The sequence below is a fragment of the Dyella silvatica genome, assembly GCF_026283955.1.
Taxonomy (GTDB): domain Bacteria; phylum Pseudomonadota; class Gammaproteobacteria; order Xanthomonadales; family Rhodanobacteraceae; genus Dyella_C; species Dyella_C silvatica.
This window is the reverse complement of the sequence record NZ_JAPDPE010000026.1, coordinates 22,596-45,716: the sequence shown is the minus strand read 5'-3', so window position 1 is coordinate 45,716 and position 23,121 is coordinate 22,596. Positions and strand designations below refer to the sequence as shown.

22 protein-coding genes and 1 pseudogene are annotated in these 23,121 nt (G+C 60.5%); 8 read left to right on the top strand and 15 right to left on the bottom strand.

Going from position 1 to position 23,121, the window contains the following annotated elements; genetic code table 11:
• From OUZ52_RS07435 to OUZ52_RS07420, 4 genes are all read right to left on the bottom strand, one after another.
• The coding region (locus tag OUZ52_RS07435; protein WP_266157750.1) for a glycosyltransferase family 2 protein at positions 1–571 on the bottom strand (571 nt) is incomplete at its 3' end.
• Positions 572–589: 18 nt separating this feature from the next.
• Positions 590–859 (bottom strand): acyl carrier protein, encoded by a 270-nt coding sequence (locus OUZ52_RS07430; RefSeq protein ID WP_266157749.1) that lies wholly within the window; start codon positions 857–859, stop codon positions 590–592.
• A 489-nt stretch (positions 860–1,348) separates the two neighbouring features.
• The gene (locus OUZ52_RS07425; protein WP_266157748.1) at positions 1,349–2,449 is read right to left on the bottom strand and encodes a Glu/Leu/Phe/Val dehydrogenase dimerization domain-containing protein; all 1,101 of its coding nucleotides are present in this window, start codon (positions 2,447–2,449) and stop codon (positions 1,349–1,351) included.
• Between the two features lie 927 nt (positions 2,450–3,376).
• Positions 3,377–4,018 carry a TetR/AcrR family transcriptional regulator gene (locus OUZ52_RS07420; protein WP_266157747.1) on the bottom strand — a complete coding sequence of 214 codons (642 nt, stop codon included), beginning with the start codon at positions 4,016–4,018 and terminating at the stop codon, positions 3,377–3,379.
• Between the two features lie 72 nt (positions 4,019–4,090).
• Here OUZ52_RS07420 and OUZ52_RS07415 point away from each other — a divergent pair, with 72 nt between their 5' ends.
• The 4 genes from OUZ52_RS07415 to OUZ52_RS07400 all read left to right on the top strand — a co-directional run bounded on the left by OUZ52_RS07415 (position 4,091) and on the right by OUZ52_RS07400 (position 7,653).
• Positions 4,091–4,312, top strand: a complete 222-nt coding sequence (locus OUZ52_RS07415; protein WP_266157746.1) for a hypothetical protein — start codon at positions 4,091–4,093, stop codon at positions 4,310–4,312.
• Positions 4,313–4,314: 2 nt separating this feature from the next.
• The gene (locus OUZ52_RS07410) at positions 4,315–5,265 is read left to right on the top strand and encodes an alpha/beta hydrolase (protein WP_266157745.1); all 951 of its coding nucleotides are present in this window, start codon (positions 4,315–4,317) and stop codon (positions 5,263–5,265) included.
• Between the two features lie 834 nt (positions 5,266–6,099).
• Positions 6,100–6,759 (top strand): hypothetical protein, encoded by a 660-nt coding sequence (locus OUZ52_RS07405; RefSeq protein ID WP_266157744.1) that lies wholly within the window; start codon positions 6,100–6,102, stop codon positions 6,757–6,759.
• A 282-nt stretch (positions 6,760–7,041) separates the two neighbouring features.
• Positions 7,042–7,653 carry a hypothetical protein gene (locus OUZ52_RS07400; RefSeq protein WP_266157743.1) on the top strand — a complete coding sequence of 204 codons (612 nt, stop codon included), beginning with the start codon at positions 7,042–7,044 and terminating at the stop codon, positions 7,651–7,653.
• A gap of 266 nt (positions 7,654–7,919) precedes the next feature.
• Here the strand turns inward: OUZ52_RS07400 and OUZ52_RS07395 are convergent, their stop codons facing one another.
• The 3 genes and pseudogenes from OUZ52_RS07395 to OUZ52_RS07390 form a co-directional block, all read right to left on the bottom strand.
• Positions 7,920–9,722 carry an RICIN domain-containing protein gene (locus tag OUZ52_RS07395; protein WP_266157742.1) on the bottom strand — a complete coding sequence of 601 codons (1,803 nt, stop codon included), beginning with the start codon at positions 9,720–9,722 and terminating at the stop codon, positions 7,920–7,922.
• A gap of 458 nt (positions 9,723–10,180) precedes the next feature.
• Positions 10,181–10,339: pseudogene (locus OUZ52_RS22985) on the bottom strand (IS30 family transposase); the annotation flags it as partial.
• 111 nt (positions 10,340–10,450) lie between these two features.
• On the bottom strand, positions 10,451–11,620 hold the full coding sequence (locus OUZ52_RS07390; protein ID WP_266157741.1) for a dipeptidase: 1,170 nt from the start codon (positions 11,618–11,620) through the stop codon (positions 10,451–10,453).
• An 87-nt stretch (positions 11,621–11,707) separates the two neighbouring features.
• Between OUZ52_RS07390 and OUZ52_RS07385 the strand changes: the two genes are divergently transcribed.
• The 4 genes from OUZ52_RS07385 (at position 11,708) to OUZ52_RS07370 (ending at position 13,816) form a co-directional block, all read left to right on the top strand.
• On the top strand, positions 11,708–12,403 hold the full coding sequence (locus OUZ52_RS07385; protein WP_266157740.1) for a TetR/AcrR family transcriptional regulator C-terminal domain-containing protein: 696 nt from the start codon (positions 11,708–11,710) through the stop codon (positions 12,401–12,403).
• Positions 12,404–12,584: 181 nt separating this feature from the next.
• Positions 12,585–12,929: an ArsR/SmtB family transcription factor gene (locus OUZ52_RS07380; RefSeq protein ID WP_266157739.1), complete on the top strand. Its 345-nt coding sequence runs from the start codon at positions 12,585–12,587 to the stop codon at positions 12,927–12,929.
• Positions 12,919–13,428 (top strand): SRPBCC family protein, encoded by a 510-nt coding sequence (locus OUZ52_RS07375; protein WP_266157738.1) that lies wholly within the window; start codon positions 12,919–12,921, stop codon positions 13,426–13,428. The genes OUZ52_RS07380 and OUZ52_RS07375 overlap by 11 nt, the downstream gene beginning before the upstream one ends.
• 205 nt (positions 13,429–13,633) lie before the next feature.
• Positions 13,634–13,816 (top strand): hypothetical protein, encoded by a 183-nt coding sequence (locus OUZ52_RS07370; RefSeq protein WP_266157737.1) that lies wholly within the window; start codon positions 13,634–13,636, stop codon positions 13,814–13,816.
• A gap of 265 nt (positions 13,817–14,081) precedes the next feature.
• Here the strand turns inward: OUZ52_RS07370 and OUZ52_RS07365 are convergent, their stop codons facing one another.
• The 8 genes from OUZ52_RS07365 to OUZ52_RS07330 all read right to left on the bottom strand — a co-directional run bounded on the left by OUZ52_RS07365 (position 14,082) and on the right by OUZ52_RS07330 (position 22,997).
• Positions 14,082–15,494, bottom strand: coding sequence for an amino acid permease (locus tag OUZ52_RS07365; RefSeq protein ID WP_266157736.1), 1,413 nt, complete (start codon positions 15,492–15,494; stop codon positions 14,082–14,084).
• Positions 15,495–15,681: 187 nt separating this feature from the next.
• Positions 15,682–16,890, bottom strand: a complete 1,209-nt coding sequence (locus tag OUZ52_RS07360; protein WP_266157735.1) for a M24 family metallopeptidase — start codon at positions 16,888–16,890, stop codon at positions 15,682–15,684.
• A complete protein-coding gene (locus OUZ52_RS07355; RefSeq protein WP_266157734.1) occupies positions 16,887–18,479 on the bottom strand; it encodes an aldehyde dehydrogenase family protein in 1,593 nt (530 codons plus the stop codon). The genes OUZ52_RS07360 and OUZ52_RS07355 overlap by 4 nt, the downstream gene beginning before the upstream one ends.
• Position 18,480: 1 nt before the next feature.
• Positions 18,481–19,386: a dihydrodipicolinate synthase family protein gene (locus OUZ52_RS07350; protein WP_266157733.1), complete on the bottom strand. Its 906-nt coding sequence runs from the start codon at positions 19,384–19,386 to the stop codon at positions 18,481–18,483.
• On the bottom strand, positions 19,383–20,687 hold the full coding sequence (locus tag OUZ52_RS07345) for an FAD-dependent oxidoreductase (protein ID WP_266157732.1): 1,305 nt from the start codon (positions 20,685–20,687) through the stop codon (positions 19,383–19,385). The genes OUZ52_RS07350 and OUZ52_RS07345 overlap by 4 nt, the downstream gene beginning before the upstream one ends.
• The gene (locus OUZ52_RS07340; RefSeq protein WP_266157731.1) at positions 20,684–20,944 is read right to left on the bottom strand and encodes a 2Fe-2S iron-sulfur cluster-binding protein; all 261 of its coding nucleotides are present in this window, start codon (positions 20,942–20,944) and stop codon (positions 20,684–20,686) included. The genes OUZ52_RS07345 and OUZ52_RS07340 overlap by 4 nt, the downstream gene beginning before the upstream one ends.
• Complete coding sequence (locus OUZ52_RS07335; protein ID WP_266157730.1) at positions 20,941–22,059, bottom strand: NAD(P)/FAD-dependent oxidoreductase; 1,119 nt, start codon at positions 22,057–22,059, stop codon at positions 20,941–20,943. Before OUZ52_RS07335 ends, OUZ52_RS07340 begins: the two co-directional genes overlap by 4 nt.
• Positions 22,056–22,997 carry a proline racemase family protein gene (locus OUZ52_RS07330; RefSeq protein WP_266157729.1) on the bottom strand — a complete coding sequence of 314 codons (942 nt, stop codon included), beginning with the start codon at positions 22,995–22,997 and terminating at the stop codon, positions 22,056–22,058. Before OUZ52_RS07330 ends, OUZ52_RS07335 begins: the two co-directional genes overlap by 4 nt.
• Between the last annotated feature and the right edge of the window lie 124 nt (positions 22,998–23,121).

Sequence of the window (23,121 nt, the reverse complement as noted above, 5' to 3'; positions counted from 1 at the left end):
TATCGAAATCCATGCGCGCGGGCAGCGGCTTGCGGGCGATTTCCGCGCAGGTCGCCGATAGCGGATACAGGCGATAACCGCACATCGAGTCACGCAGCGCCAGCGACAAGGTTTCCAGCCAGACGCAGACATGGGTGATATAGCGGCCATAAAGACGGGCACGCGGCACGCTGTCGTCGTAAATCGGTTGGCCGCAGATCAATGCTTGTCGGTCGGCGCGCCCCTCGGCGAGAAAACGCGGCACATCGGCGACCTCATGCTGGCCGTCGGCATCGATCTGCAAGGCGTGCGTATAGCCAGCCTGGTAGGCGGCCAGCAAGCCTGCGCTCAGCGCACGTCCCTTGCCTTGATTCTGCGGCAGGCGCAGCAGTTGTAACTCCGGTATCTCCAGGGCCAGCGCCGCGAGCACCGCCTGGGTCGCCGCATTGCTGCCATCGTCAACGATCACCAACGGCAGGCCATGCGCGCGCAACGCATGAGCCGTGCGCGCAATAGTGTCTTTGTGGTTGTAGATCGGGATCAGCGCGCAGGGCGCAAAGGGCGTGGCGGAAAAGTCGGTGGCAACCGGCATGAACGAGACCCTTGCAAGTCAGCGATCGAGTAGCGAGCGTACCGTGGCGACGACATCGTTCACCGTGCGCACGTTTTTGAAATCCTCAGGCTTGATACGCATCCCCGTCATGTCCTGCACCTGGATGGCCAGATCGACGGCGTCGATGCTGTCCAGCTGCAGATCGGTAAATAAATGGGTTTCCGGAGTAACCCGTGACGGGTCGATCTCAAAGGTATCGCGCAACACATTCTTAAGTCTGAATAGAATGTCTTCGTCACTGATACCGGTGGCCATGATCGCGCTCATAACTTTCCTGCTTGTTCCTGATCCAGTCTGTCCTGACCAGGCCTGATGTCGGGCCATCCTTGGATCGCCCGGATGGATTTCATCGGCCAGCTTTATTCAATCGGCTTGCTTATGCCTTCCGCAATCGTTTTCACCATCCATCATTTTGGCTTTGCGCCGCCAAACCGGGCTTGCGCAAAAACCTCCCGGGCCCAGGTACACGGCAGGCATAGCCGTATCCAAGCGCGACCGGAGCGTGATGGTTGAAATCGATTGAGTATTCACACCCGCGAAACGGGTCCCCATTTACATCTTTGCTTTTCCATGCAAGGCCTTACGGCCTATAAAATCCGCCGGCGAAGTGTAGCAGACCCGTTCTTGTGATGGGCTTCGATTCGTAATTTTCAGGCGTAAAAGCCTGCATGAAATCCGCCGCAGACGAAAAAGCCGCCGGAGGACCGGCGGCTTTTCGCAAACCGGGCTCAAGGCCCGGTTGTACTTCGTGACGGCTTACTGCCCGCGCATACGGCCAGCAAAGCGCGGGCCATTGCCCATGTGCGGCAGCTTGATCTTGCCGATCGCGCTGATGCGCTCTTCGGCCAGACGGTCGGCGGCTTTGTAGGTCGGCACATTCTCGGTCTTGGAGATTTCGAAGATGCGGCCCAGGTTGTAGTAGATGGTGCGCATCATGCGCATCGCACGCTCGCGGTTGTAACCGTCGATTTCCAGTGACACATTCATCACGCCGCCGGCGTTGACGGCGTAGTCCGGTGCGTAAAGCACGCCACGGCGGGTCAGTTCGTCGCCGATCGCGTCGGTGGCCAGCTGGTTGTTGGCCGCGCCGCAGATGATCTTGGCCTTGATGCGGTCGATGGTCTGTTCGTTAAGCGTGCCACCCAAAGCGCAGGGCGAGTACACGTCGGCGTCGACGTCGTAGATTTCGTCCAGGCCCACGGCTTCGCAGCCCAGCTCGTCGACGCAGCGCTGCACGGCATCTTTATTGATGTCGGTGACGAACACCTTGGCGCCCTGTTCGCGCAGCAGCTTGATGAACTCGCTGCCGACATGGCCGGCGCCCTGCACGGCGAAGCTGTACTTGCCCACATCTTCGTTGCCGTGCTTGAACTGCAACGCCGCCATCAGGCCCTGCAAGGTGCCGAAGGCGGTGAACGGCGACGGATCGCCCGAGCCACCATGCACCTGATGCACGCCGGTGACGTATTCGGTTTCGCGGAACACGTATTCCATGTCATTGACATCGATGCCGACGTCTTCGGCGGTGATGTAACGGCCGTTCAACGAGTTGACGAAGCGGCCAAAGGCGCGGAACAACGCCTCGGATTTGTCTTTGCTCGGATCGCCGATGATGACGGCCTTGCCGCCACCCAGGTTCAGGCCGGCCACGGCATTTTTGTAGGTCATGCCGCGCGACAGACGCAGCACGTCATTCACTGCATCCTGCTCGCTCTTGTACGGCCACATGCGCAGGCCGCCGAGGGCAGGGCCTAGCACCGTATTGTGGACCGCGATGATGGCTTTCAGGCCGGCATCTTTGTTGTGGCAAAAGACCACTTCTTCGTGGCCGGTCTGGGCGATGGTTTCAAAGATCATGGAACGCTTGACTCCGTGAGGGGGTGCCGGGCACATCTTGCGACGATCCGGCCAAGGCACTGAAAAAACGGAAAAACCGCCGCTTCTTGTGGGGTAGAAGCGGCGGTTGGACGACGTAGTTTAGTACTTGGCGCCGGCGCGCCACATTGCGGCGCAGCAATTGGCGTTCCCAGCCGCTCCCCAGGCCGCTGCCAGGCGGCAGGGTGACAGTCCACCGCCACGGTTGCTCTCGGCCGTAAATTCATGCGCACGGGCTGGCAGGGGATGGGGTTCCGGTCATAGCGCCCGATGATCTCTTGAGTCACCTCATCGCGGCGTGACGTCGGATGTCATCTGACAGACTTATATGCGGAATCTTGCATGGTCTTATTCGACGAATTAAATGGACGTCTATTTAACCGACGTTGAGTTTGAGTTTTTGTCGGCGTTAGGCGCTGGAGTGAGGCATCGATGCCGCCTGTGGTTTTGCTGCCCGGCAGACGGATAGCAGGTGTTTGCTGGCGTGATGGATGAGAAAAAGCAGGCCCGTGTACGTGGTGTCAGCGCGCAGGGAGGGGTGCGGCAGCTGGGGCGTACACGGGCCTTTCTTTATGCTGCAAGAGTGGGCTGAGTTACGTCTTGTGCTTATTGTTTGTTGTGTGTGCGGAATTTGGCATAGGGGTTTGAGGGGCTTGGTTGTAGTGGTGTGGCCATATGGCCGCCTGCGGCCGGGGGTTCGGACTCCTGCCGGAGTCGGCTAAATATGCCGATCACTTCAAACTCGATGTGCTGACTGAGGTCATGACTGGTGACTGGGGTAACTAGACCATCGGCACTGAGCACGGGATTCATTACGTGTTGCTCGACCGCTGGGTGACCGGCTTTCGCCAGTGCGGTGTTGCAGGCCTCTTATAGCCATTGGGACCGCAGCCGTGGATCCGTTTTCTGTTACTTCGGGCGCTTTGCGTATGCACTTAAGAACATGGAAACCGCTTCTTGCACCACTCGTTTGCGTTCGGCTGGACTAGGCGCTTTTGCTTCGGCGCCAACGACGCGCAGCCACAACAGGGGTTCATTGATCAAACCCAGGAATTGTTTGGCCACGCGCACAGCATCATTGAAGGTCAATGTGCCCCGATGGGCGCATGTTTCAAGATATGTCACCAGAGCCTTCATTGCGGGTTCTTTACCAGCAGCCATGAAGCGCTGGGCCAGGTCCGGGAAGATCGTCCCCTCTGCAATCACCATACGTAATAGGGCAACGGTCTCCGGCGGCGCCCAGAAGTCGGCGACAGCTTGTCCGACTAGCGTCAATCCACGTTCGGGATTGGATAAGGCAGCCACATCCTGGGTGATCTCCAGCACCGGAAAGTCGCGCCAGACCTGCCGGACTGCCGCCTCGAATAGGGCTTCCTTGCTCTTGAACTGGTTGTAGATCGTCCTGCGGGCAACTCCTGCATCGCGTGCTACCAGATCGATGCTTGTGCCGGCGTAGCCGCGCGTGAGGAAAGACGCGACAGCGGCATCGAGGACCGCCTCCTGTGTGGTTGGGGTACGTAGCACGGGAGTGGGGGCAGCGGCCTTCTTCAAGTTCGACTCCTGATTGACGAGAATTGCACTGCACAGTACAGTGCAATAAATATGCACTGCACTGTGCAGTCTATGGACCATAGCATGTCCCGAAATTTATCTCCCGAACATCCATCGGCGCCTTCGGTCGGCGGCCGCTTTGAACGAGGATGTGCCACCTTCGAGCATGTGTTCGGCCTGCCGGCCAAGACATTCCTAGATGCGTTGGCTGACGTTATGCCGGCGGCTTTGCCGGCAATGCGAACAGCCAAGGATCTGTTCACCTCCGTGGCCTTCAGCAAACTGAGCACCTGAACATGGCGCTCGATCCTTTCATCGCCGACTTTCTCGCCACACTTCCGCCTGCGGGCGGGCCCGCCGCCTCACTGGATGGCCTGCGTACCGCCGCCGAAGTGCAATTGCGGCTCTTGCATGGCCCGCTGGAATCCATGGCCGACGTTCGAACTCATAGCGTTCTGGGCAGCGACGGTCATCCGATCCAGATTCGTGCCTATACCCCGGTCACGTCGAATGCCGTGCCCTTGCCAGCCATCGTCTACGCACATGGCGGCGGTTGGTTCCGATGCTCGCTCGATCTGTACGACAACCCTTGCAGGGCGTTGGCTTACGCCACGGGCTGTGTCGTCCTGTCCGTTGACTATCGACTGGCACCCGAAAACAAGTTTCCGGTTCCCCTGCACGACTACTACGCAGCTTTGTGCTGGGCCGCGAGTCACGCGGACGAGTTGGGGATCGACCGCACCCGCCTGGTGGCGGGAGGCGATAGCTCGGGTGCCAACCTCGCTGCGGCGGCGACGTTGCGTGCGCGGGATGACGCTAGAGGCCCGGCCATTGCGCATCAACTGCTGCTGTATCCGCCATTGGATTCGGCGATGTCGTCAACGTCTTATCGCGAGTTTGCCACCGGCTACTTCCTGACCCGCAGTGCGATGGAGTTCTGCTGGTCCGCCTATTTGAATGACACGGTGGATGGTGACTCGCCATGGGCGTCCCCGCTTAGAGCGGCAAGCCTGTCAGATCTCCCTTCCGCCACGATTCTGGTTTGCGAATACGACCCGCTTCGTGACGAGGGTGAAGCCTATGCCTGTCGTCTCAGCGAGGCCGGCGTCGCCACGGAGTGTCATCGCTTGGACGGCATGGTGCATGCCTGCATCCACATGCTGGGCGTGACGCCTGGAGCCCGTCGTTTGTTCGAGCTTGCAGGTAGCTCGTTGAGGCGTGCGTTGAATCTCGCAGCGCAGGCATGACCATATGTCTGCAAAATGTCGGCTGGCTGGATCGATGCTGATCGGCTGAGGCGTTATTCCAGTATCTACGCCGCGCAAAACGCGAGTGCAGCGATCACCATCCAGGAGGCATCAAACGTACTTAGTGGTCAACGCATGATCGACATCCTGGTCGATATGAAGATGGATGACTACCAGCCCCGAGAGTTGCTGCACGTCGTCAATCAAATGGCAGAAGCTGCTAGCGAAGTCGCGCACGGCCTGGATAGTCTCGCGATAAGGATAGACAGTGCTCTGTCTAACGTACCTGAGTCTTCTACACAGAGGCCGTTGTCTAGCTGATTTCCGGCTCAAAGAAAAACACCATGCAAGCGCCAGCTGTTTTGCGATTCAGCCTGACGCGGATCTCGGCCTACAGGCCGTCCGCAACAAGCTGTTCATTCATATCCAGCACCTACAGCTATCCCATAAGGCCGAAAGCACATCATGCTGGCGCGATGTCCGCGCAATAACGTGGGGGCATGGCCAATACGGCGGTGCGTGCGGATCAAGGATTCACGCAGCGATAACAGGTAGCGGGTGTAAAAACTGCCTGGCATTCGGGGGAGGGCGCAATGCACACCATAAGCAAGTCTGCGAAATGGCTTGCCTTATGGCTCAGGGGGGGGCATGTCATGAACATGAATAACACTGCACGGTGTACCCCATACGAACTGCTCATGATGCACGGCCGAATGCGCTCATGCACGGCATGCCATCCATCAATCGCCTGGTAGTCAAGCAATCCATTCTGCAACAAGGCGGACTAAGTCCTCGCGACCGGGTCCTTTGTAAACAGTTCATGGAGTAAAGACTATGAAACGGCTTTGGATATTTTTATGCGGCGTTTCGGTTGCTCTCGCGGCCGTCGGCACAGCGATAGCTCAAGAAAGTGGCGACGAGTGTCAAGCCGCCTGGCAGCAGTCGCCGGCATCTCAATCTTGCGAAAGCGTCATGCAAAATTTTGGCGAGAGAGGTTGTGGCGGAAAGACCCGGTGCAAAAGCGGGAACAGCCTCATCCACATCATCAGCTATCCGATGAGACTTACCGTTGAGAATGTCAAGAAACTCGTGAACTGCGATGGAGAGCTGAGATTTGACGGCAACGATTGTTCGACGACGACGAAGTATTCGACCATGAGTACCCACGATGATGTTAAGAACCGTCCGCTGCCCCAATACGATACGCACCACGAAGCATGCTCAGCGGCATGGAGTGAATCCTCAGCCCAAAAGACTTGCGTCACCGTCGACTATGTCGCACGTGCGGACGAAGACAAGTGCAAGATCCACGCACAATGCAGCTATGGCCCAGGTTATGTCGAGCGAGATGCGGCCAATATGGTGCAAACCTCGCCTGGAAGTTTTGCCTTAGCAGGCGGAGGCCCACGCCGAAGCACCGTAACGGTGACAGAAGATGATGCTAAGAAACTCAGCAATTGCGATGGCTATTTGAAGGTCGGACCTTGTAGGTAGTTCGAAACCCAGTCGCCATCAAACATGTTGATTCATGTCAAAAGCCTACGTGTCTCAATTGACAGGTGGCTCCGTACTTCACGACGGCATTGTTTTTGGAACGATACATGCCTTGGCGGAGCGACCGGACCTGATGGCGGGCATGGAAGCCCAATCCATGCGGCATAACCGTCTGGCGTACACAAGTGGCGTACCTTTATCCCATCAGGTGTAACCGTCGACCGGCCGCTTCGCACTCACAGGGTACGTAGTTGAGATCCCCTTCATCCAAGGAGCATCGCAATGAATCCAATTCGTTTTGTGCGCAACTGCATTCGTCTTGTGTCGACCCTAGCTGCCGGCGTTATGGCGCTCACCGTGGTATCGCCGTGTTTGAGCTTCGAATCTCCGAAAACGATCACTAATCGAGGGGCGGAACTCTGTGTGGAACGCCTGCGTGAAATAGCCTCGCCGATCAGCGGAAGCATTGAGATCAATGAGGAGGCGTTTGCTCAAGTCTGGATAAGCGGGAAGGACGAATCGCAGCGCTTTTCCAGTTGTATCAACGCGGCCAAGGTACCCTGGATCGAGGGGTACGATGAAAAGTTCTTGGAGTATGTTGACAACTATAGTTATGGGAAGAGGGCGGGTGATGGAGAGCTTATCAAGTACTTTCAACATTACGGTGCTGAGGGGCCGCGATACATCTTGGTAGATGCTTATGAGCGGAAGTACCTTCTCGATATGATGGAAAAACGAAGCTACGAGCTGGTGCGCATTCCGGTCCCAGGTAGCATCGAGGCCAAAGGACATTGGGACGGCGTCTACGATCCCGGCCCATCTTGCCTTAATTCGAATGGCGACCCGTGCGGGACAAAATACGGTGTGGGACGCACTGGCTGGCAAAAAAAGTAACTAACGGCGCCTATTTGTTCAACGCGACCGGGTGGGGCGGGCTGTTCGGTCTCACCTTCTTCTCCCCCTGCTGTGACTCCCAAGATCTGCTGCTGGAGCGAATAGCCGTAGGGGTGGCTATATAAACGTTGCGACGATAAGCCTTTATCCGAAAAAAAGTGGGGCCGCTTTCGCAGCCCCACTGTCATCGCTGACCGGCAGGTATTGCAACCCACCGCATCTACCTCCGTCTTACCGCATGCTTAAGCGGGCATCGAGAAGCACACTTAAAGCGTGAACTGATCGTTCGTCGTGGCTGCCGACTGGCAAGCCCACTGGATGACCTTTGCGCCTGAGCTATTGGAAGCGCCGTTGATGTTGACGCACAAGTTGTTGCTGCGCGAAATGATGTGATAGTGACTACCCACGGCCACGAGGCTCCATTGATCGTTGGCCGAGCCGCTGCCCTGGCACGGATATTGAATCAGCTGCGTGCCCTGAGTCGTCGAACTGCCTGGAACGTTGAGGCACTCTCCGCTGCCCTTGGCAACAAGGTGGTAATAGCTGCCCACCGGAACCAGCGTCCAGAGCTCATTTCCGCTGGCCGCACACGGGGACTGGATGACACCGGCGCCCGCCGAGTTGCTGCCTACGTTCAAGCACAGGTGACTGCTTGCAGCGACAATATTTGCTGCGACGCTGCTGACCGTCACCGACGCTGTCTTCGAGCTGGTTTTGCCGTTGGCGCTGTCGGTCACCGTCTCGGTCACGCTGTAGGTGCCAGCGGCTGTATAGGTGTGACTCGGGCTAGTGGTAGTCGAAGTGGCTTTGTCGCCGAAGGTCCACGCATGCGAGGTGATCGTGCCTCCCGTATCAGTAGAGCTGTCAGTGAAGGTCGCCGTCAGGCCGTTGGTGGTGTAACCGAAATTGGCTATGGGGGTTCCGCCCGCCGCAGCGCCGACGATCGCGTGGGTGAATTCGCACTTGGCGCTGTCGTTTGACCACGTGCCCTGGACGGCGAAGCTGCCCTGACCACTCTTCATGTTCTGCAAAGCGCCACCGGCGGCCAGCGCGCAAAGGTCACCGTTCTCTTGGCCGTTCGGGTCTACCCAGCCCGCTGCGTTGCCATTGGGGAAGAATTGATCGGTAATGGTCTCCGCGTACTCGTGACCATTGGTAATCGAGAATCCGTCGAGCGCTCCTGCTGGGGTGCCTTTATTGACGCTGTTCTCGCCACACGTATATTGCCCGCCAGCGTCGATGTCGTTCACGTAGGGCATGTTGGTGTAGGCAAGAGAGCCTAGCTTGGCGTCATCGGTTGACGAGTGATAGGCGCAGAAGGTGCCGTTTGGCGTATTGAAACCGTCTGGAGTGGTGCCGGTGGGTGACAAGATGACGTACTGCACATAACGATTGGATGCGGGGGTGAGGTTGCCAAAATGCTTAGCGGCAGCGATGGCCTCATTGGCTAAATCAGCCGATGTGGCGCTACTCGGTGCGGCGGCCGCATTGTCGTACCAGATGTCGGCATAGGCACCACCGGTAGGATAGCCAACGAAACTCGCATTTTTCGGGCATGCCGTAGCCCCGGCGGAAACGTTGGGACCATCGCAGTACTGAGTCATGACGCCGGACCACAATTCTCCACCGGTGCCCAGGCCTTTGAAGAACTTCTGTAGGTAAGGGACCACGCCCTCATTGTCCTTGCTCAGCGAGACCAGGCCGGTGGTGGCGTTAGTGGTTAGGTTGCCCCATTGGCTGCCATAGACCACCAGGTAGACGCGAGGCTTGCCGCTGGTGACGCCGTTACCGTTGGCATCGCCGCCTTGGTAGCTCATCAAGTCGGCCGCGGCCACTGCTGCTGCCCTGGCCTTGGCCTCCGGCGTGGCCTCCCGCAAATTGCCGTGACTCAGGCGATAGTTGACGGTGTCCTTGCTGGCGGGGACGACCACACCATGCCGATATGCGTGGCTGTTTTTCTGCGCGGCCTGGGTATCGTTGCTGCTGCCGTTACTTTCAGTGGCGACAGCGCTCGCAGCCAGCGTAAGCAAAGCTGAAAACGTAGCTGTCTGAATCAGACGAATATTCATGACTCCCTCCCATAGTAGATTTTGAGGCAGACGCACCCTATGCGGCCGTCTAGACCCCATGCTGGAGGCCGCAACGAGGTGCGGCCTTTCACCTGACAAACTTGTCTTTCTTGTCTTTCCCTGCGCCCCTGTGGCCAACATGCCAGCCCCCTAGCTCCCCTGTGCATGGCATGTCGTAACGGCGCCCCTCATATAAACGCTAGACAGATGGAAGCCCCTACTAGGAATTTTTGAAAGGCCTCGCCCACACGTATACCGACTGCACCAAGTAGAGTGTGTGCGGCGGACACCATCGCGCGGTGTGCTCAATGACTGTGAGTAGGTCTTGAATGTCTTTCATCGTGCTGCTTCATGCTCCTGCTTATTCCATCCGCGACCTGCGGAGCCGCAAGAAGGTACGGAAAGAATTAATGGGGGCTGCAGCGAGATGTCTAGGCTTAATTGATGCTTGCAGATGGGGGGCGGATGCCGCCAGTTTGAGCAAGCACCCGGCGTATCGAGGAGTGTCTTCGGTCCAGTAGCCGGGCAATCCGGTGAAGCAACTCACCCCGTTGCCAGCGGTCCCACATCAGCCCAATTTGTGTGTCGGTGTAATGAATCGGAGGTCGTGGGGGTATCTTGCAACACTCCCGCTGCTCGCGCAGTCTTTAGTGTGTTGCAACGACCGGCTGAATCCGCAAACTGAATCGGACACCCAGAGATTCTCCCGGGTCACGCGGGATGCATCGTTATATCGACCAGATTTCTTTGAGGGTGCGCCGAAAATTGAGGCCAAGCACCTTTTCCACAACAGCTGTACCGTAGCCCTTCTTCAGTAGGGCATCTGCCACAAACTCGAGTTTCCGCGGCGTATTGATGTCCGGAATATAAGGTGGCCTGTTCTCGCCTGGAGCGCCTATACCGGCCTTACGCCTCTCGGCCTCTTGCGCCGCGACTTCCCTGAGGTCTTCACCACTCACCTGGAAGAACATTGAGTCCGTGCCGATGCCAACGTGGTCCTCTCCACAGACATTGAGTGCGTAGGTAAGGTGAAGCATGTAATCGGCGAGCATGGGTTGCCGGTTGTCAGGCGTCAGGAAAGGCAGCATGTAGATGCCCATGACGCCCCCTTTCTCAGCCAGTGCTTTCATGTCGCGATCGGTCTTGTTTCGTGGGTGGTTGAATACCCCACGGCAGCCGGCATGGGTAATGATTGCTGGTTTCGTTGAGAGTGCGATGCCGTCTTTAGTTGTTTGAGCATTCGCGTGACTTAAGTCGAGCGCGACGCCGACCGCATTCATTTTGGCTATGGCCTGGCGGCCGAGTGGTGTAACGCCTTCGGAATCGCCGTCGAGGCATCCGCATCCAAAAGGAGATTTTCGGTTGTAGCTCAGCTGCATGACCAGCACATCAAGCTGGCGAAACAGATCGATGCGATCGATCTTGCCTTCCAGCATGGACACCGCTTCAAACGACAAAATGATGGCGATCTTGTTCTGAGGCTTGGCGCGATCCAGGGCATCCGGCCCGGTTACTTTGAGAAATAGATCCGGATGCTTCTCGATAAGCGTCTGGGTCGCAGCAATGTCCGCGACGGCCTGTTCGAACGAGCCATTGCCCCCACCCATGGTGCTTTTGAGTGCAGTGAGCCCGGAATGACGGATGGCTTTCAACGCGCCGCTTGCATCGCCATCAGATTGCAGGGCGCCTATGGATGCCAAAGTATTGGCATCGAGCACAAATGCCTCCTCGTAGAGTGGAGACCTGTTGGATAGGCGTGCCGATGGCAGGGATGCGGGGCGCACCGTGCCGGCCAGCGCGGGATCGCTGGCCGCGGCCCGCAGCGACACGGCTGCGGTGAAGGCCGCGCTGCCAGACAACGCTAGAAACTCTCTGCGTGTCCATCCTTTGGAGCTCATGGCATGCCCTTGTGACGCACCCGGTGGTGCTGTTGGCGAGGCAACTTATCAGTGATAAATTCAATGCGTCAATAGATCGAATTTCACATGCCCAAGCCCGCGCGTCCATCGAACAAGTCCACTCAGGCACCGACTGGGCGAACCGGCCTCAGCCGGGAACGGCTGACCGAGGAGGCGCTGAACCTGCTTCAAGAATCGGGTCTCGCCGGGCTCAGTACCCGGCGTCTGGCCGGGCGGCTCAATGTCCAGTCACCGGCGCTCTACTGGCATGTGAGCGGCAAGGACGAACTGCTTCAACTGGTCGCTGACACCATCTGCGCTCAGATGTCCTTGCCGGCTAACGATCGATTGCCACGCGAGCGCCTGGAAGTCATCGCTCACGAGTATCGACGTGTCTTGACTGCATACCGGGATGCACCTCGGCTCTTTGCTGAGCAGCCCCCGGTCGGAGCAAGCCGCATCAAGCTCTATGACGCAGCGGTGGGCGCCTTCGCAGATGCGGGCTTTCCTGCTGCTGACGCGATTGCCATGGCAACGTTTTATCGCCATTACCTGCTTGGCATGATCATTGAGGAAGTCCGCGACAAGCAGCCGGGAGACATCGAAGCTCCATCCTCAGCATTCGCTCTTGGTGTCGAGCTCAAGCGTCTGGGCGAAGCTGCGCATGAATTTCCCAACTTGGAAGGCGCGGCGGATTTGCTCACGAGCATGTCTTCGGAGCGATTGTTCGCTTTGGGACTTAAAGTGCTTTTGGATGGCTTAGAGACGCATCTGAAGCGGTGAGTACTGGTCACTGTTGCCCCGGACAGTAACTGGGATCACCCTGACTCTAATGAGGGGATGAGTATTGCCGGTCTCGAAGCGATGCTTCAGGCGGAAATGCTTATCGAGCGCGTACGCAAGCGTCATGCGCCATGCGCTTGGGCTCTTGCGAACATAGATCGCGATGCATATAGTTAGCCATATGGCTAACAATGCAATGGCGCTGGACTCGATCTTTCATGCGCTTGCCGACCCAACGCGCAGGGCTGTTATTCAACGGCTCGGCCGAGGGCCTGCAACCGTGGGGGAGCTGGCGGAACCGTTCGGCATGGCTCTGCCGTCCTTCATGAAGCATGTGGGAATACTCGAACGGACCGGACTTATCCGTTCCCGGAAGCATGGCCGTATCCGGACATGCGCGCTCGAACAAAAAAACTTGGCGGCCGCCGAGCGCTGGTTCGCAGACCAGCGCGCGATGTGGGCAAGTCGATACCAGAATCTCGATAGCCTTTTGGAATCACTGAATGGAGAAGACCGTGGCAGCTGAACTTCAATTCGATTTTGTCGTCGACAAAGAAAAGCACACCATCACCGTAAAGAGGGAGTTTGCGGCAGGGCGTCAACTTGTATGGGATTGCCATACCAAGCGCGAACTGCTCGATCGATGGTTTGCTCCCAAGCCACTCACCACCAAAACATCGCACATGGAGTTCAAGCCTGGCGGTTATTGGCACTACGCCATGATCACTCCCGATGGGCAAGCCTTCTGGAGTCGCCTGGACTATCAAGCGATACATCCGATCGATAGCTATGCGGCTCTGGATGGCTTTTGTGATGAGGCGGGGATAGTGAATCCCGATATGCCCAGGGCGCGCTGGGACGTCGCTTTCACCGATGCGAAAGAGCGAACCTTGGTCACGACCGTCGTCCTGTACAACTCGGCGGGCGACGTGCAGAAAGCCATCGATATGGGACTGAAAGACGGCCTGGCCTCCACGCTCGAACGTCTCGATGAGCTATTGCTCGAGATGGGCGAAACGGCATAGTCGGTTTTAAAGGCAAGACTGAAAGGGCTGCCCTGCGCCAATGGCGTGTTCCCGCAGGCGAGAGCAGCCCGACTTCAAGCACACCTCATGAACTGGAGCAGAGTCTATGGCTCTCTCCACGAATCGCTCATAGCCACCCGAAGGGAAGCTGGTGGCCTTTATCTCCATGGCATCAAACCTTGCTCAAGGAGTCACGATGCCTGGGATGAGCATCTACTTGCGCGCCCCGGATAGCCACGTCACGACGTTGCTGAGCGCTACAGCAGAAGGGGAACGAGCCAACGCGGCCGGCGTTGATCCCACCTTTGCCAGTCAGGGGCGTTATGTCGTCTTTTCCTCGAACGCAACCAACTTAACCGCGACGCGTACCTTGTTGGTGAAGGCGTAGAGCACATACATGCTGTCTGAATTCAGCCCGGCCAAGCCTCACGCAGCCGAAGGGCGACAAGCGTGGATGGACTTTCTTTGGGTTACTTTTCTTTACTCCGGGCGTCCATGCCCTTCGCCCTTCGCACCCGCCTCTGCGGGTGCGTGGCCACGCAAAGAAAAGGGACTCGGACTCCGGCCGAAGTTCGAATGCCCGCCGCAGGCGAGCCAGTTCGCGACACGACAACAAACAAGTCAAAGCAGACGAGCCACCTCAGCCCGATCAATCAAGACAACGCAACCCCAGCCAACCGGCTATGTCCCCGCCCATAACCCAAATAAACCCCACAACCCAGCACCAACCACAGTGCAAAACGCACATAAGTGATAAAGGGCAATCCCCAAATCAGCCAACAAGAAAACCCCACCCCAATGAGTGGAATCAACGGCACCCATGGGGTGCGAAAAGGTCGATGCAACTCGGGCTGGCGAATACGCAACACGGCCACGGCCGTACAAATGACGATGAACGCGCCAAGCACACCGATATTCACCAGCTTGGCCAACTCGTTCAATGGAAAAAGCCCGGCGGCGACGGCAGTCACCCCGCCCAGCAATAGCGTGGCGCGATGCGGTGTGCGCCAGCGCGGATGGATGCCTGCAAACCACGCCGGCAATAAACCATCGCGGCCCAGGCTGAAGCCGATACGCGCGCCAGCCATCAAGTTGGCGAAGATCACGCTGGTAATGCCACAGACCGAAGCCAGCGAAATCACCACCATCGCCCACGGCAGGCCGATCCGCGTGAAAGCCCTCGCCACCGGGGCGTCGTTATCCAGGGTGGTGTGGGGCACGATGCCGGTCAGTACCAGGCAAATGGCGAAATACAACAGCATCGCGATGCCCAGCGACAGCAACACCGCGCGCGGTAAGTCGCGCTGCGGATGTCTTGATTCTTCGGCAGCCGTGGTCAGCATGTCGTAGCCGAACACGGCGAAGAACACCACGGCGGCACCGGTAACGACGCCGTGCATGCCGAATGGCATAAACGGATGCCAGCGTTCGGGTTTTACATAGGCGGCACCGGCAATGATGATCAAGGCGGCGCCGGCGATCTTGATCGCGACAATGGCGGTGTTGAAGCGGGCGCCCCATTCCATGCGTATGGCGAGCAGGGCGGTGATGGCCAGCGAGATGACGATGGCGGGAAGATTGACCACCCGCCCTGGCGCGCTGCCCCAGGCGCCTTGGGCCCATAGCGGTAACGACAGGCCGGCGGCCTCCAGCAATGCTTGAGCGTAGCCTGACCAGCCCACCGCGACGACTGCTGCAATCAGTGCGTATTCCAGCAGCAGATCCCAACCGATGATCCAGCCGGCGAACTCGCCGAGCACGGCATAGCCGTAGGTATAGGCGCTGCCGGAAACCGGGATCAAGCTGGCGAACTCTGCGTAACACAGCGCAGCCGCGGCGCTGGCGATACCCGCGATAAGAAACGACAACAGCACCGCCGGCCCCGCCTGGTTGGCGGCTACGGTACCGGTCAACACGAAGATGCCGACGCCGATGATGCCGCCCAGGCCGATCGCGGTAAGTTGCCATAGCCCCAGCACCCGACGTAATCCGCTGCCACCCTTGATTGCCTCGCTTTGCAGGTTGGCCACCGATTTGCGGCGTGTCATGTCGTTGATCAGGCTCATGGCTTGCTCCGTGTGAGTGCTGCGGTTATGGCTTGCCTGGGCTGTTGGAGGTTGATCGGTGCGGCGAGGTAACTACCCTCCCAATGCTTCCGCTGCCTGCCTCGAAAAGATGACTCCCCCTGGTGGCAGGGGAAGGTTGGGAGGGCTAAGCCTTGCGGTCACCCCTCACAAGCGCTTGCTGTCTCTGTCATGCGCTGGCGAACGGTTGATCGATGGCGGGCGAGGGTGGGGTGAACCACGCGGCGCCTGCTTCGGTGACGTAGAAGTGGTCTTCCAGCCGCACACCGAATTGATCCGGCACCACAATCATCGGTTCGTTGCTGCAACACATGCCTGGCTGTAGCACGGTGGCATCGCCGCGCACCAGGTAAGGCGTCTCGTGGATGTTCATGCCGCAGCCATGGCCAGTGCGATGCGGGATGCCCGGCAGGCGGTAGTCGGGGCCCAGCCCGGCGCGTTCCACGACTTTGCGCGCCGCGGTATCCACGTTTTCGCAGGATACGCCGGGGCGGATCGCATCGAAGGCGGCCTGTTGCGCGGCTTGCTCTAGCTCCCAGATGCGGGCCTGCTCGGCGCTCGCCTGACCATAGATATAGGTGCGAGTGATATCGGAGTGATAGCCCTGTACGGTGCAGCCGGTGTCGATCAAGATCAGCTGGTTTTCGCTCAAGCGTTGCTCGCCCGGAATGCCGTGCGGGTACGCGGTGGCCTGGCCAAACTGCACGATGCAAAAGGTCGAGCCGTTATCCGCACCCAGGGCGCGATGGGCGGTGTCGATGAAACGGCTCAGTTCGACATTGCTGATGCCTTCGTGGATCAAGCCGGCGGCCAGGCGATGTACCTGCAAGGTCATGGCGGTGGCTTGCTTCATCAGCGCCAGCTCGGCTGCCGATTTCTGCTTGCGGCAGCCGTCGACGATGGCGCTGGCATCGACAATGGTTTTCAGGCCAAGCGTGTGCCGCAGGCGCGAGAACACGCCAAACGGCGCCGCCGGGTCGAGCGCCAGACTGCCCGCGTGGCGCTCATTCATCGCGTCGAGCACCAGCGCTTGCGGATCGTCGTGTTCATCCCATAACCGCACATCGGCAGCAATGCGCAGCGCATGCGCCAGCGAGCCGGCCTCAAACGCGGGGCAGATCACGATGGGGTCGCCCGTGGCGGTAAGCAACATGGCCACCAGGCGTTCGCTGGCGCCCCAGCTAATGCCGCTGAAGTAGCGCAGTGAAGTACCGGCGGTGATCAGCAGTGCATCGACGCGCTGGGCGCGCATCAGGCGACGGGCATGTTCCCGTCGTCGTTCGTATTCGCCTGCATCGATGGGTGGCGCCCGATTCAGCCAAGGCGATAGCGCCGCATGGGCCTGGGCGACATCGAGGCCACCGATCTGTTTACTCATGTTGTGGGTCCATTGAGGTCATTGACGCGCCAGACACCGTCGATCAACCGCGCGATAGCGCCTGGGTTGTGATCGCGCAAATCGGCCGGCAGCTGCGATTCGGGCACGTTGTCGTAGCAATGCAGCGCGGCGAATCGGCGAATCGCCGCCGGCATGCCCACGGCGGTGAAGCCGGGATGGCCGGTGCTTGGATACGGGCCGCCGTGATTCATCGCCGGGCTGACCGCGACGCCGGTGGGCATTTTGTTGTTGATCAAACGGCCGACGCGTGGGCGCAAGGCGTGGGCGATCTGCCGCCAGGCGTCGTCGTCGCTGCCGTCTTGCGCGCGATAAAGCGTGCCGGTGAGATTGCCTTCGAAGGCGCGGGCGAGTTCGGCCATCTGGCTTACATCCGCCGCGCGCAGCACCAGGCTGACCGGGCCAAAGGCCTCGGTTTGCAAGGCGCGTGGCTCACGCAAGAACTGCGCGGCATCGACGCTGAGCAAGGTGGGTTGATAGCGATAACCCGGGCCGGCACTGGCACCTCCGGCCAAACACTCGGCACCGGCTGCGCGCAGCGTTGCCACGCCGCGTTGCAAATGCTCCAGCACCGCACCCGAAAACAACACGTTGGGCGCGGCGGCGGCGAAGTGTTTGCTGGCGGCATCGACAAAAGCGTCGCCCGCGGCGCCTGCGGGCACCACGACGATGCCGGGGCTGGTGCAGAACTGCCCGCTACCCATCGTGCATGAGGCAAAGAACTCTTGCGCCAGGCTGGCTGCGCGTTCGGCCAGTACGCCGGGCAGCAGGAACACCGGATTGACGCTGGATAACTCCACATAGACCGGCACGCCGACAGTATCGGCGGCGGCCTTCAGCGCCAGGCCACCGGCACGGCTGCCGGTAAAGCCGATCGCGCCCAGTTGCGGGTTGCCTGCCAGTGCGGCGCCCAAGCTGTGTTCGAACTGGTAAAGCATTTGCACACTTGCAGGCGGCAGGCCGGTTTGCAGCAAGGCGGTATGCGCCAGTTGCGCAAGGCGTTCGCTGGTTGCCGGATGCGAAGGGTGCGCTTTGGCAATCACCGGATTGCGGGCGGCGATGGCCGAAGCGAAATCGCTGCCGGCGATCGCATTAAAGGCAAACGGGAAATTGTTCGGCCCAAGAATCAGCACGGGTTTGCCCAACGGCGCGTAGTGCGAGCGCAGGCCGGCGGCGGTATCGATCACCGGATGCGTCCAGCTGTATTGACGCACCGCTTGCGCGGCCTGACGCAACTGACCGCTGGCGCGCGGCAGCTCGACCTTGGCCAGCCGCGGTTCCTTCGGCAATGCGGTTTCGGCATGAGCCAAGGCGACCAGGGTGTCGACGTCGGCGTCGATGGCATCGGCGTAGGCATCGAGAAAAGCGGCGATGCGCTCGACCGGCACGGCGGCCAGCGCGTCCGCCACCGCGACGGCGGCGGCCAGCGCCGCCCGCACGTCAGCTTCACCGCAGATGGGAAAGGCTGCGCCAATGGCTTCGCCCGAGCTGGGATCTTCGGCGCGGAAACTGCCGCGCAGCTCCTGCGCCGCGCGCCACGCGCCATCAATGAGTAGCGGTTGCACGGCCATGTCAGAGTGCCGGGCGCGTGGCGATGGCGTGATCGATCACACGCAAGGCCGCTTCGCGTTCGCTGCCTTCCATCAGCAGGCGCGGTGCGCGCACGCGCTCGCTGCCCATGTTGGCCTTCTGCTGGGTCAGCTTGATCAGTTGCACGAACTTCGGCACGGTATCCAGGCGCAGCAACGGCAGAAACCAGGCATAGAGTTCTGCTGCGGCCTTGGCGCCGCCGTCGCGCGCCAGTTCAAACAGCTTCACGGATTCTTTCGGGTAGGCATTGACCTGGCCGGCGATCCAGCCGGTAGCACCCATGCTGACACCTTCGACGATGGCGTCGTCCATGCCGACCAGCAGCACCAGGCGGTCGCCGAGCAAGGCCTTCAGCGCCGCGAAACGGCGCACGTCGCCGGAAGATTCTTTCACCGCCTGCAGGTTGGGAAATTCGGCGGCGAGCGAGCTGATTTGCTCGGGCGTGAAATCGGTTTTGTAGGCGACCGGATTGTTATACGCCATGCACGGCAAGTCGGTAGCGGCAATCACCGCGCGGATGTGCGCGCCCATCTCGCGCCAGTCGGTGGAGTAGACGTAGGGCGGCAACACCATCAAGCCACCGCAGCCGATCGCTTTGGCCTCTTTCGCCAGGCGCACGGCTTCATCGGTGGATAGCGCGGCGATACCCGGGATCACCGGCGCGCGTCCATCCAGCGCCTTGACCAAGGTGCGCATGATGGCCAGCTTTTCGTCGAAGCTCAGCGTGGCCGCTTCACCCAGCGAGCCTAGGGGCACGATGCCGGTACAGCCGGCATCGATCATGCTGCGCGCGTGCTCGGCGAGAAACACGTGATCGACTTGGCCGTCGGCGGTGAATGGCGTGGTGATGGCGGGAATGACGCCGTGCCAGAAAGATGCGTTGCTCATGTCGATGACCTCGATATTTCGTCGGAAAGGGATGGCGTAGCCTGGACCAGGCTGGACAGCCGGGCGGGGAAAAGCGGAGGGCGGCTACCGCTGCGCGGAAAGCGGCCGAGTTCGGCCAATGCGCTGCCGCAGATGCGGCCCTGGCATGCGCCCATGCCGCAACGCGTGGCCAACTTGGCGGCGCGTGCATCGGTAAAGCCATCCAGCGCGGATAGCGTTACGTCTTCGCAGCGGCAAATGATGGTTTGCGGGGTTGCCAGCTGGTGCAGCCGTGGATCGAGCGCAAAGTGTTTTGCCAGCAGGCTGGCGAAGCGCCGCTCTTTCGCGCGCCGCGGCAGCAGTGCGCTGGCGGCAGCTTCGGCGCCGGCAGCGGCGTGGCCGGCGATGGCGCCTTCGATGCGCGCGGCGGCCAGGCCGCCGATACCGCAGGCTTCGCCGGCGGCATAAACATCGGCGACGCTGGTACGCAGCAAGCGATCGACGATGACGTGCGGGTGCGCACTGGCTTGCTCGGGCGTGCCATAGTCCAGCGCGCAGCCAAGCAGTTGTGCCAACTCGGTGTTCGGCAGCAGGCCATAGCCGAGGGCGAGGTGATCGCAGTCGAGTCGTTGCTTGCCGTGTGCATCTTCAATCTCGATCGCGCCAAGCTGTTGCTCGCCATAGGCATGGCGCACGATGCTGCCGAAGCGATAGGGCACGCCCGCCAGCCGCGCGCGCAAGCCGACGGCCTGTACCGCTCGCGCCGGCCAATGCAGCAGTTGCCTGGCGAACGCATGCACCGCGCTCTGCGGTGCTTGTTCAACGATGCCGAGTAGGTGCGCACCGTGCTTGCGCAAGGTGGCGGCGGCAGCGAGCAGCAACGGGCCGGTGCCTGCCACCACGACGCGCTTGCCGGCAATCGGCCAGGCTTGTTTCACCAAGGCTTGCAGGCCGCCTGCGCCGGTGACTCCGGGCAGCGTCCAGCCAGGGAAGGGCAGCAACAGTTCGCGTGCGCCGGTGGCCAGAATCAAGGTGGCGTAGGACAAGTGCTCGGCGCCTTGCGGTGTTTCCACCAGCAGTCGCTGCGGTTCGGCGGCGATCACCTGATGTTGCCCAAGAAACGTCACCTGCTTCAGCGCGTTGATGGCATCGCGCGCGGCGCCGGGCGCCGGGTGACGTACATCGTGGCGCCACACCTGGCCGCCCAGGCGGGCTTGCGCATCGAGCAGGCCGACACGCGCGCCATGGCTGGCCGCTGCCTGCGCTGCCGCCAAGCCTGCCGGGCCGGCGCCGACGATTAAGACATCGAATCGCAGCGTCATGGCGCATGCCGATCAAGACGGCCGCTATCGGTTTGCACCTGCATGCCGTCCTCGGCCGGCGTCATGCACGACCGCCTATGCGCCACGCCATCAATGCTGACGCGGCATTCAAAACAGATGCCCATACCGCACAGCGGCGCGCGCGATTCACCGCTTACCGAGCGGCGAAAATCGGCAGTAACCTGCGCAATCGCCGCCGCCACACTGGCACCCGCCGGCACTTCGACGCGCTGACCGTTGACGTACAAGACACTCATGCGATAACCCGCGATGGCGCATACGGCGCGGGGTCGATCGCCGGGGTGCGGCCCAGCAACAGATCCAGCATCAAGCGCGCACTGCCCAGTGCGGTGGTTACGCCCAGGCCTTCGTGGCCGGCGGCAACCCACAACTTGTTTTGCCCCGGCACGGCGCCGAGATACGGACGGCCATCGGGTGTGGTCGGGCGAAAGCCGGTCCAGGTGCGCAACGCTTGCAGCTGCCGCAACGACGGCATGAAATCGAAGGCGCGCTCCAGCATGCGGCGAACCATGGCGGGCGACACCGCGCTGTCGGTGGCGCTGAACTCGCGTGAGGAGCCGATAAGAATTTGCCCGGTGGGCCGCGGCTGCACATTGAACGCGACACTGCTGTCGGCGTCGCCGTGCGCGCTGTCGGCATAACCTAGTTCCAGCAATTGGTGATGCAGCACGCCGGGATAACGCTCGGTGATCAGCAAATGTCCCTTGCGTGCGCGCATCGGCAATTGCGGCAGCAGCGTGGGCAAGGCGCAGCCCGTGGCAACCAGCGTCGGGCCGGACAGCTGGGTGCCGTCATCCAGTAAAACCTGGTCGGTGCCGGCAGCGTGGCCAAGCTTGCTGGCGCTGCGACCGGCATATAGCGTCGCGCCGTTCGATTGCGCACGCTGCGCCAGGTAAAGCGCCATGCGTGGCGGGTACACCACCGCTTCGCGCGGCACCAGCAATCCGCCGTACAGGCCTGGCGCCAGTGCGGGTTCGAGTTCGTACAAATTCTGTGTGTCGATGGCATGTGCCTCGACCTTGGCGGCACCGAGACGCGCTATACGCGCGGGTATCACGCGGGCTTCCGCCTCATTGCGGGCCACCCACAAGGTGCCGCAACGGCTGAACTCGGCTTCGGGCAGGCTGGCGAAAAGTTCCCACTCGTGCAGCGAGTAACGCGTCAACGCCAGCTCGGCCGGATCATCGTCCATCGCCACCAGATGGCCCATCGCCGCCGCGGTCGAACCGCCGCCGATAGGGCCGGGTTCGACGATGGCCACACGCAGACCTTCCGCCGCCGCTGCATCGGCGCAGCTGGTGCCGATGATGCCCGCGCCGATCACGATCAAGTCATAACAGCGACTGCTCATTCCGCACCGCTACCCCAGGTGAAGGGATCGGCCTGGTCAAACAGCAAGCGGGATTCGGCCACCACGAAGGCGGTGCCGGTAATCCGCGGCAACACGCCACGCGAACCCGGCCGGTAGCTGCCCTCGAACACGCTGCCGAGAATGCTTTCCTGATGCCAGATTTCCCCGGGGGCCAGCTTGCCGTCCGCAGCCAGGCAGGCAAGCTTGGCGCTGGTGCCGGTGCCGCAGGGCGAGCGGTCGTAGGCCAGGCCTGGGCAAAGCACAAAATTGCGCCCACCGATGCCGGGTGTGGGCGACGCGGCGTTGATTTCGATGTGATCGATTTCACCGCCGTCGGCACCGGTAATACCGTTGGCAACCAGGGCGCGCCGAATCGCTTCGGTATAGGCGGTGAGTTCTCGCTGGCGATGAATCTCCAGCGGCAGTGGCGAATCTTTGGTGATAAAAAACCAATTGCCGCCCCAGGCCACGTCACCGCGCACGCTGCCGTAACCCGGCACGTCAATGCGCAAATCAGCCGCATAGCGATAGCTTTCCACGTTCTCGATCGAGACGCTGCCATCCTCATGCAGATCCACGCCTACCGTGCCCACCGGCGTCTCCAGCTGATGATGGCCGGCCGTGATGCGGCCCATATGCGCGAGCGTGCGAATGACCCCGATGGTGCCGTGACCACACATGCCGAGGTAGCCCACGTTGTTAAAGAAAATCACTCCTGCGCATGCATCGGCACTTTGCGCAGGAAGCAGCAACGCGCCTACTACCGTGCTCGATCCGCGTGGTTCGCAGGCAATCGCGTTGCGCCAGCGATCGTAGCGATCGGCGAAGCGTTGGCGTTGCTCGGCTAACGTGCCTGGGCCAAGATCGGGGAAGCCGGAGATGACCGTGCGGGTCGGTTCGCCGCCGGTATGCGAGTCGATCACTTCAATGGTTTTCATGGTAACTATGCTGGCTTTGCGGCAGCCTTGGCGTCTAGCAAGGCTTGCCACCCAGCGATGCGGAAATTGGCACAATAATCGGTGTGCGCCGCAGCATTCGCGAATGTGTTTATTGCCGCCGAGG

Coding starts and splice junctions, on each gene's coding strand:
- OUZ52_RS07415 (WP_266157746.1), top strand. CDS start 4,091: ATGGACCATAGCATGTCCCGAAATTTATCTCCCGAACATCCATCGGCG.
- OUZ52_RS07365 (WP_266157736.1), bottom strand. CDS start 15,494: ATGAGCCTGATCAACGACATGACACGCCGCAAATCGGTGGCCAACCTG.
- OUZ52_RS07425 (WP_266157748.1), bottom strand. CDS start 2,449: ATGATCTTTGAAACCATCGCCCAGACCGGCCACGAAGAAGTGGTCTTT.
- OUZ52_RS07335 (WP_266157730.1), bottom strand. CDS start 22,059: ATGAGCAGTCGCTGTTATGACTTGATCGTGATCGGCGCGGGCATCATC.
- OUZ52_RS07395 (WP_266157742.1), bottom strand. CDS start 9,722: ATGAATATTCGTCTGATTCAGACAGCTACGTTTTCAGCTTTGCTTACG.
- OUZ52_RS07330 (WP_266157729.1), bottom strand. CDS start 22,997: ATGAAAACCATTGAAGTGATCGACTCGCATACCGGCGGCGAACCGACC.
- OUZ52_RS07345 (WP_266157732.1), bottom strand. CDS start 20,687: ATGACGCTGCGATTCGATGTCTTAATCGTCGGCGCCGGCCCGGCAGGC.
- OUZ52_RS07410 (WP_266157745.1), top strand. CDS start 4,315: ATGGCGCTCGATCCTTTCATCGCCGACTTTCTCGCCACACTTCCGCCT.
- OUZ52_RS07405 (WP_266157744.1), top strand. CDS start 6,100: ATGAAACGGCTTTGGATATTTTTATGCGGCGTTTCGGTTGCTCTCGCG.
- OUZ52_RS07360 (WP_266157735.1), bottom strand. CDS start 16,890: ATGAGTAAACAGATCGGTGGCCTCGATGTCGCCCAGGCCCATGCGGCG.
- OUZ52_RS07380 (WP_266157739.1), top strand. CDS start 12,585: ATGGCTAACAATGCAATGGCGCTGGACTCGATCTTTCATGCGCTTGCC.
- OUZ52_RS07350 (WP_266157733.1), bottom strand. CDS start 19,386: ATGAGCAACGCATCTTTCTGGCACGGCGTCATTCCCGCCATCACCACG.
- OUZ52_RS07340 (WP_266157731.1), bottom strand. CDS start 20,944: ATGAGTGTCTTGTACGTCAACGGTCAGCGCGTCGAAGTGCCGGCGGGT.
- OUZ52_RS07355 (WP_266157734.1), bottom strand. CDS start 18,479: ATGGCCGTGCAACCGCTACTCATTGATGGCGCGTGGCGCGCGGCGCAG.
- OUZ52_RS07385 (WP_266157740.1), top strand. CDS start 11,708: ATGCCCAAGCCCGCGCGTCCATCGAACAAGTCCACTCAGGCACCGACT.
- OUZ52_RS07430 (WP_266157749.1), bottom strand. CDS start 859: ATGAGCGCGATCATGGCCACCGGTATCAGTGACGAAGACATTCTATTC.
- OUZ52_RS07370 (WP_266157737.1), top strand. CDS start 13,634: ATGAGCATCTACTTGCGCGCCCCGGATAGCCACGTCACGACGTTGCTG.
- OUZ52_RS07400 (WP_266157743.1), top strand. CDS start 7,042: ATGAATCCAATTCGTTTTGTGCGCAACTGCATTCGTCTTGTGTCGACC.
- OUZ52_RS07390 (WP_266157741.1), bottom strand. CDS start 11,620: ATGAGCTCCAAAGGATGGACACGCAGAGAGTTTCTAGCGTTGTCTGGC.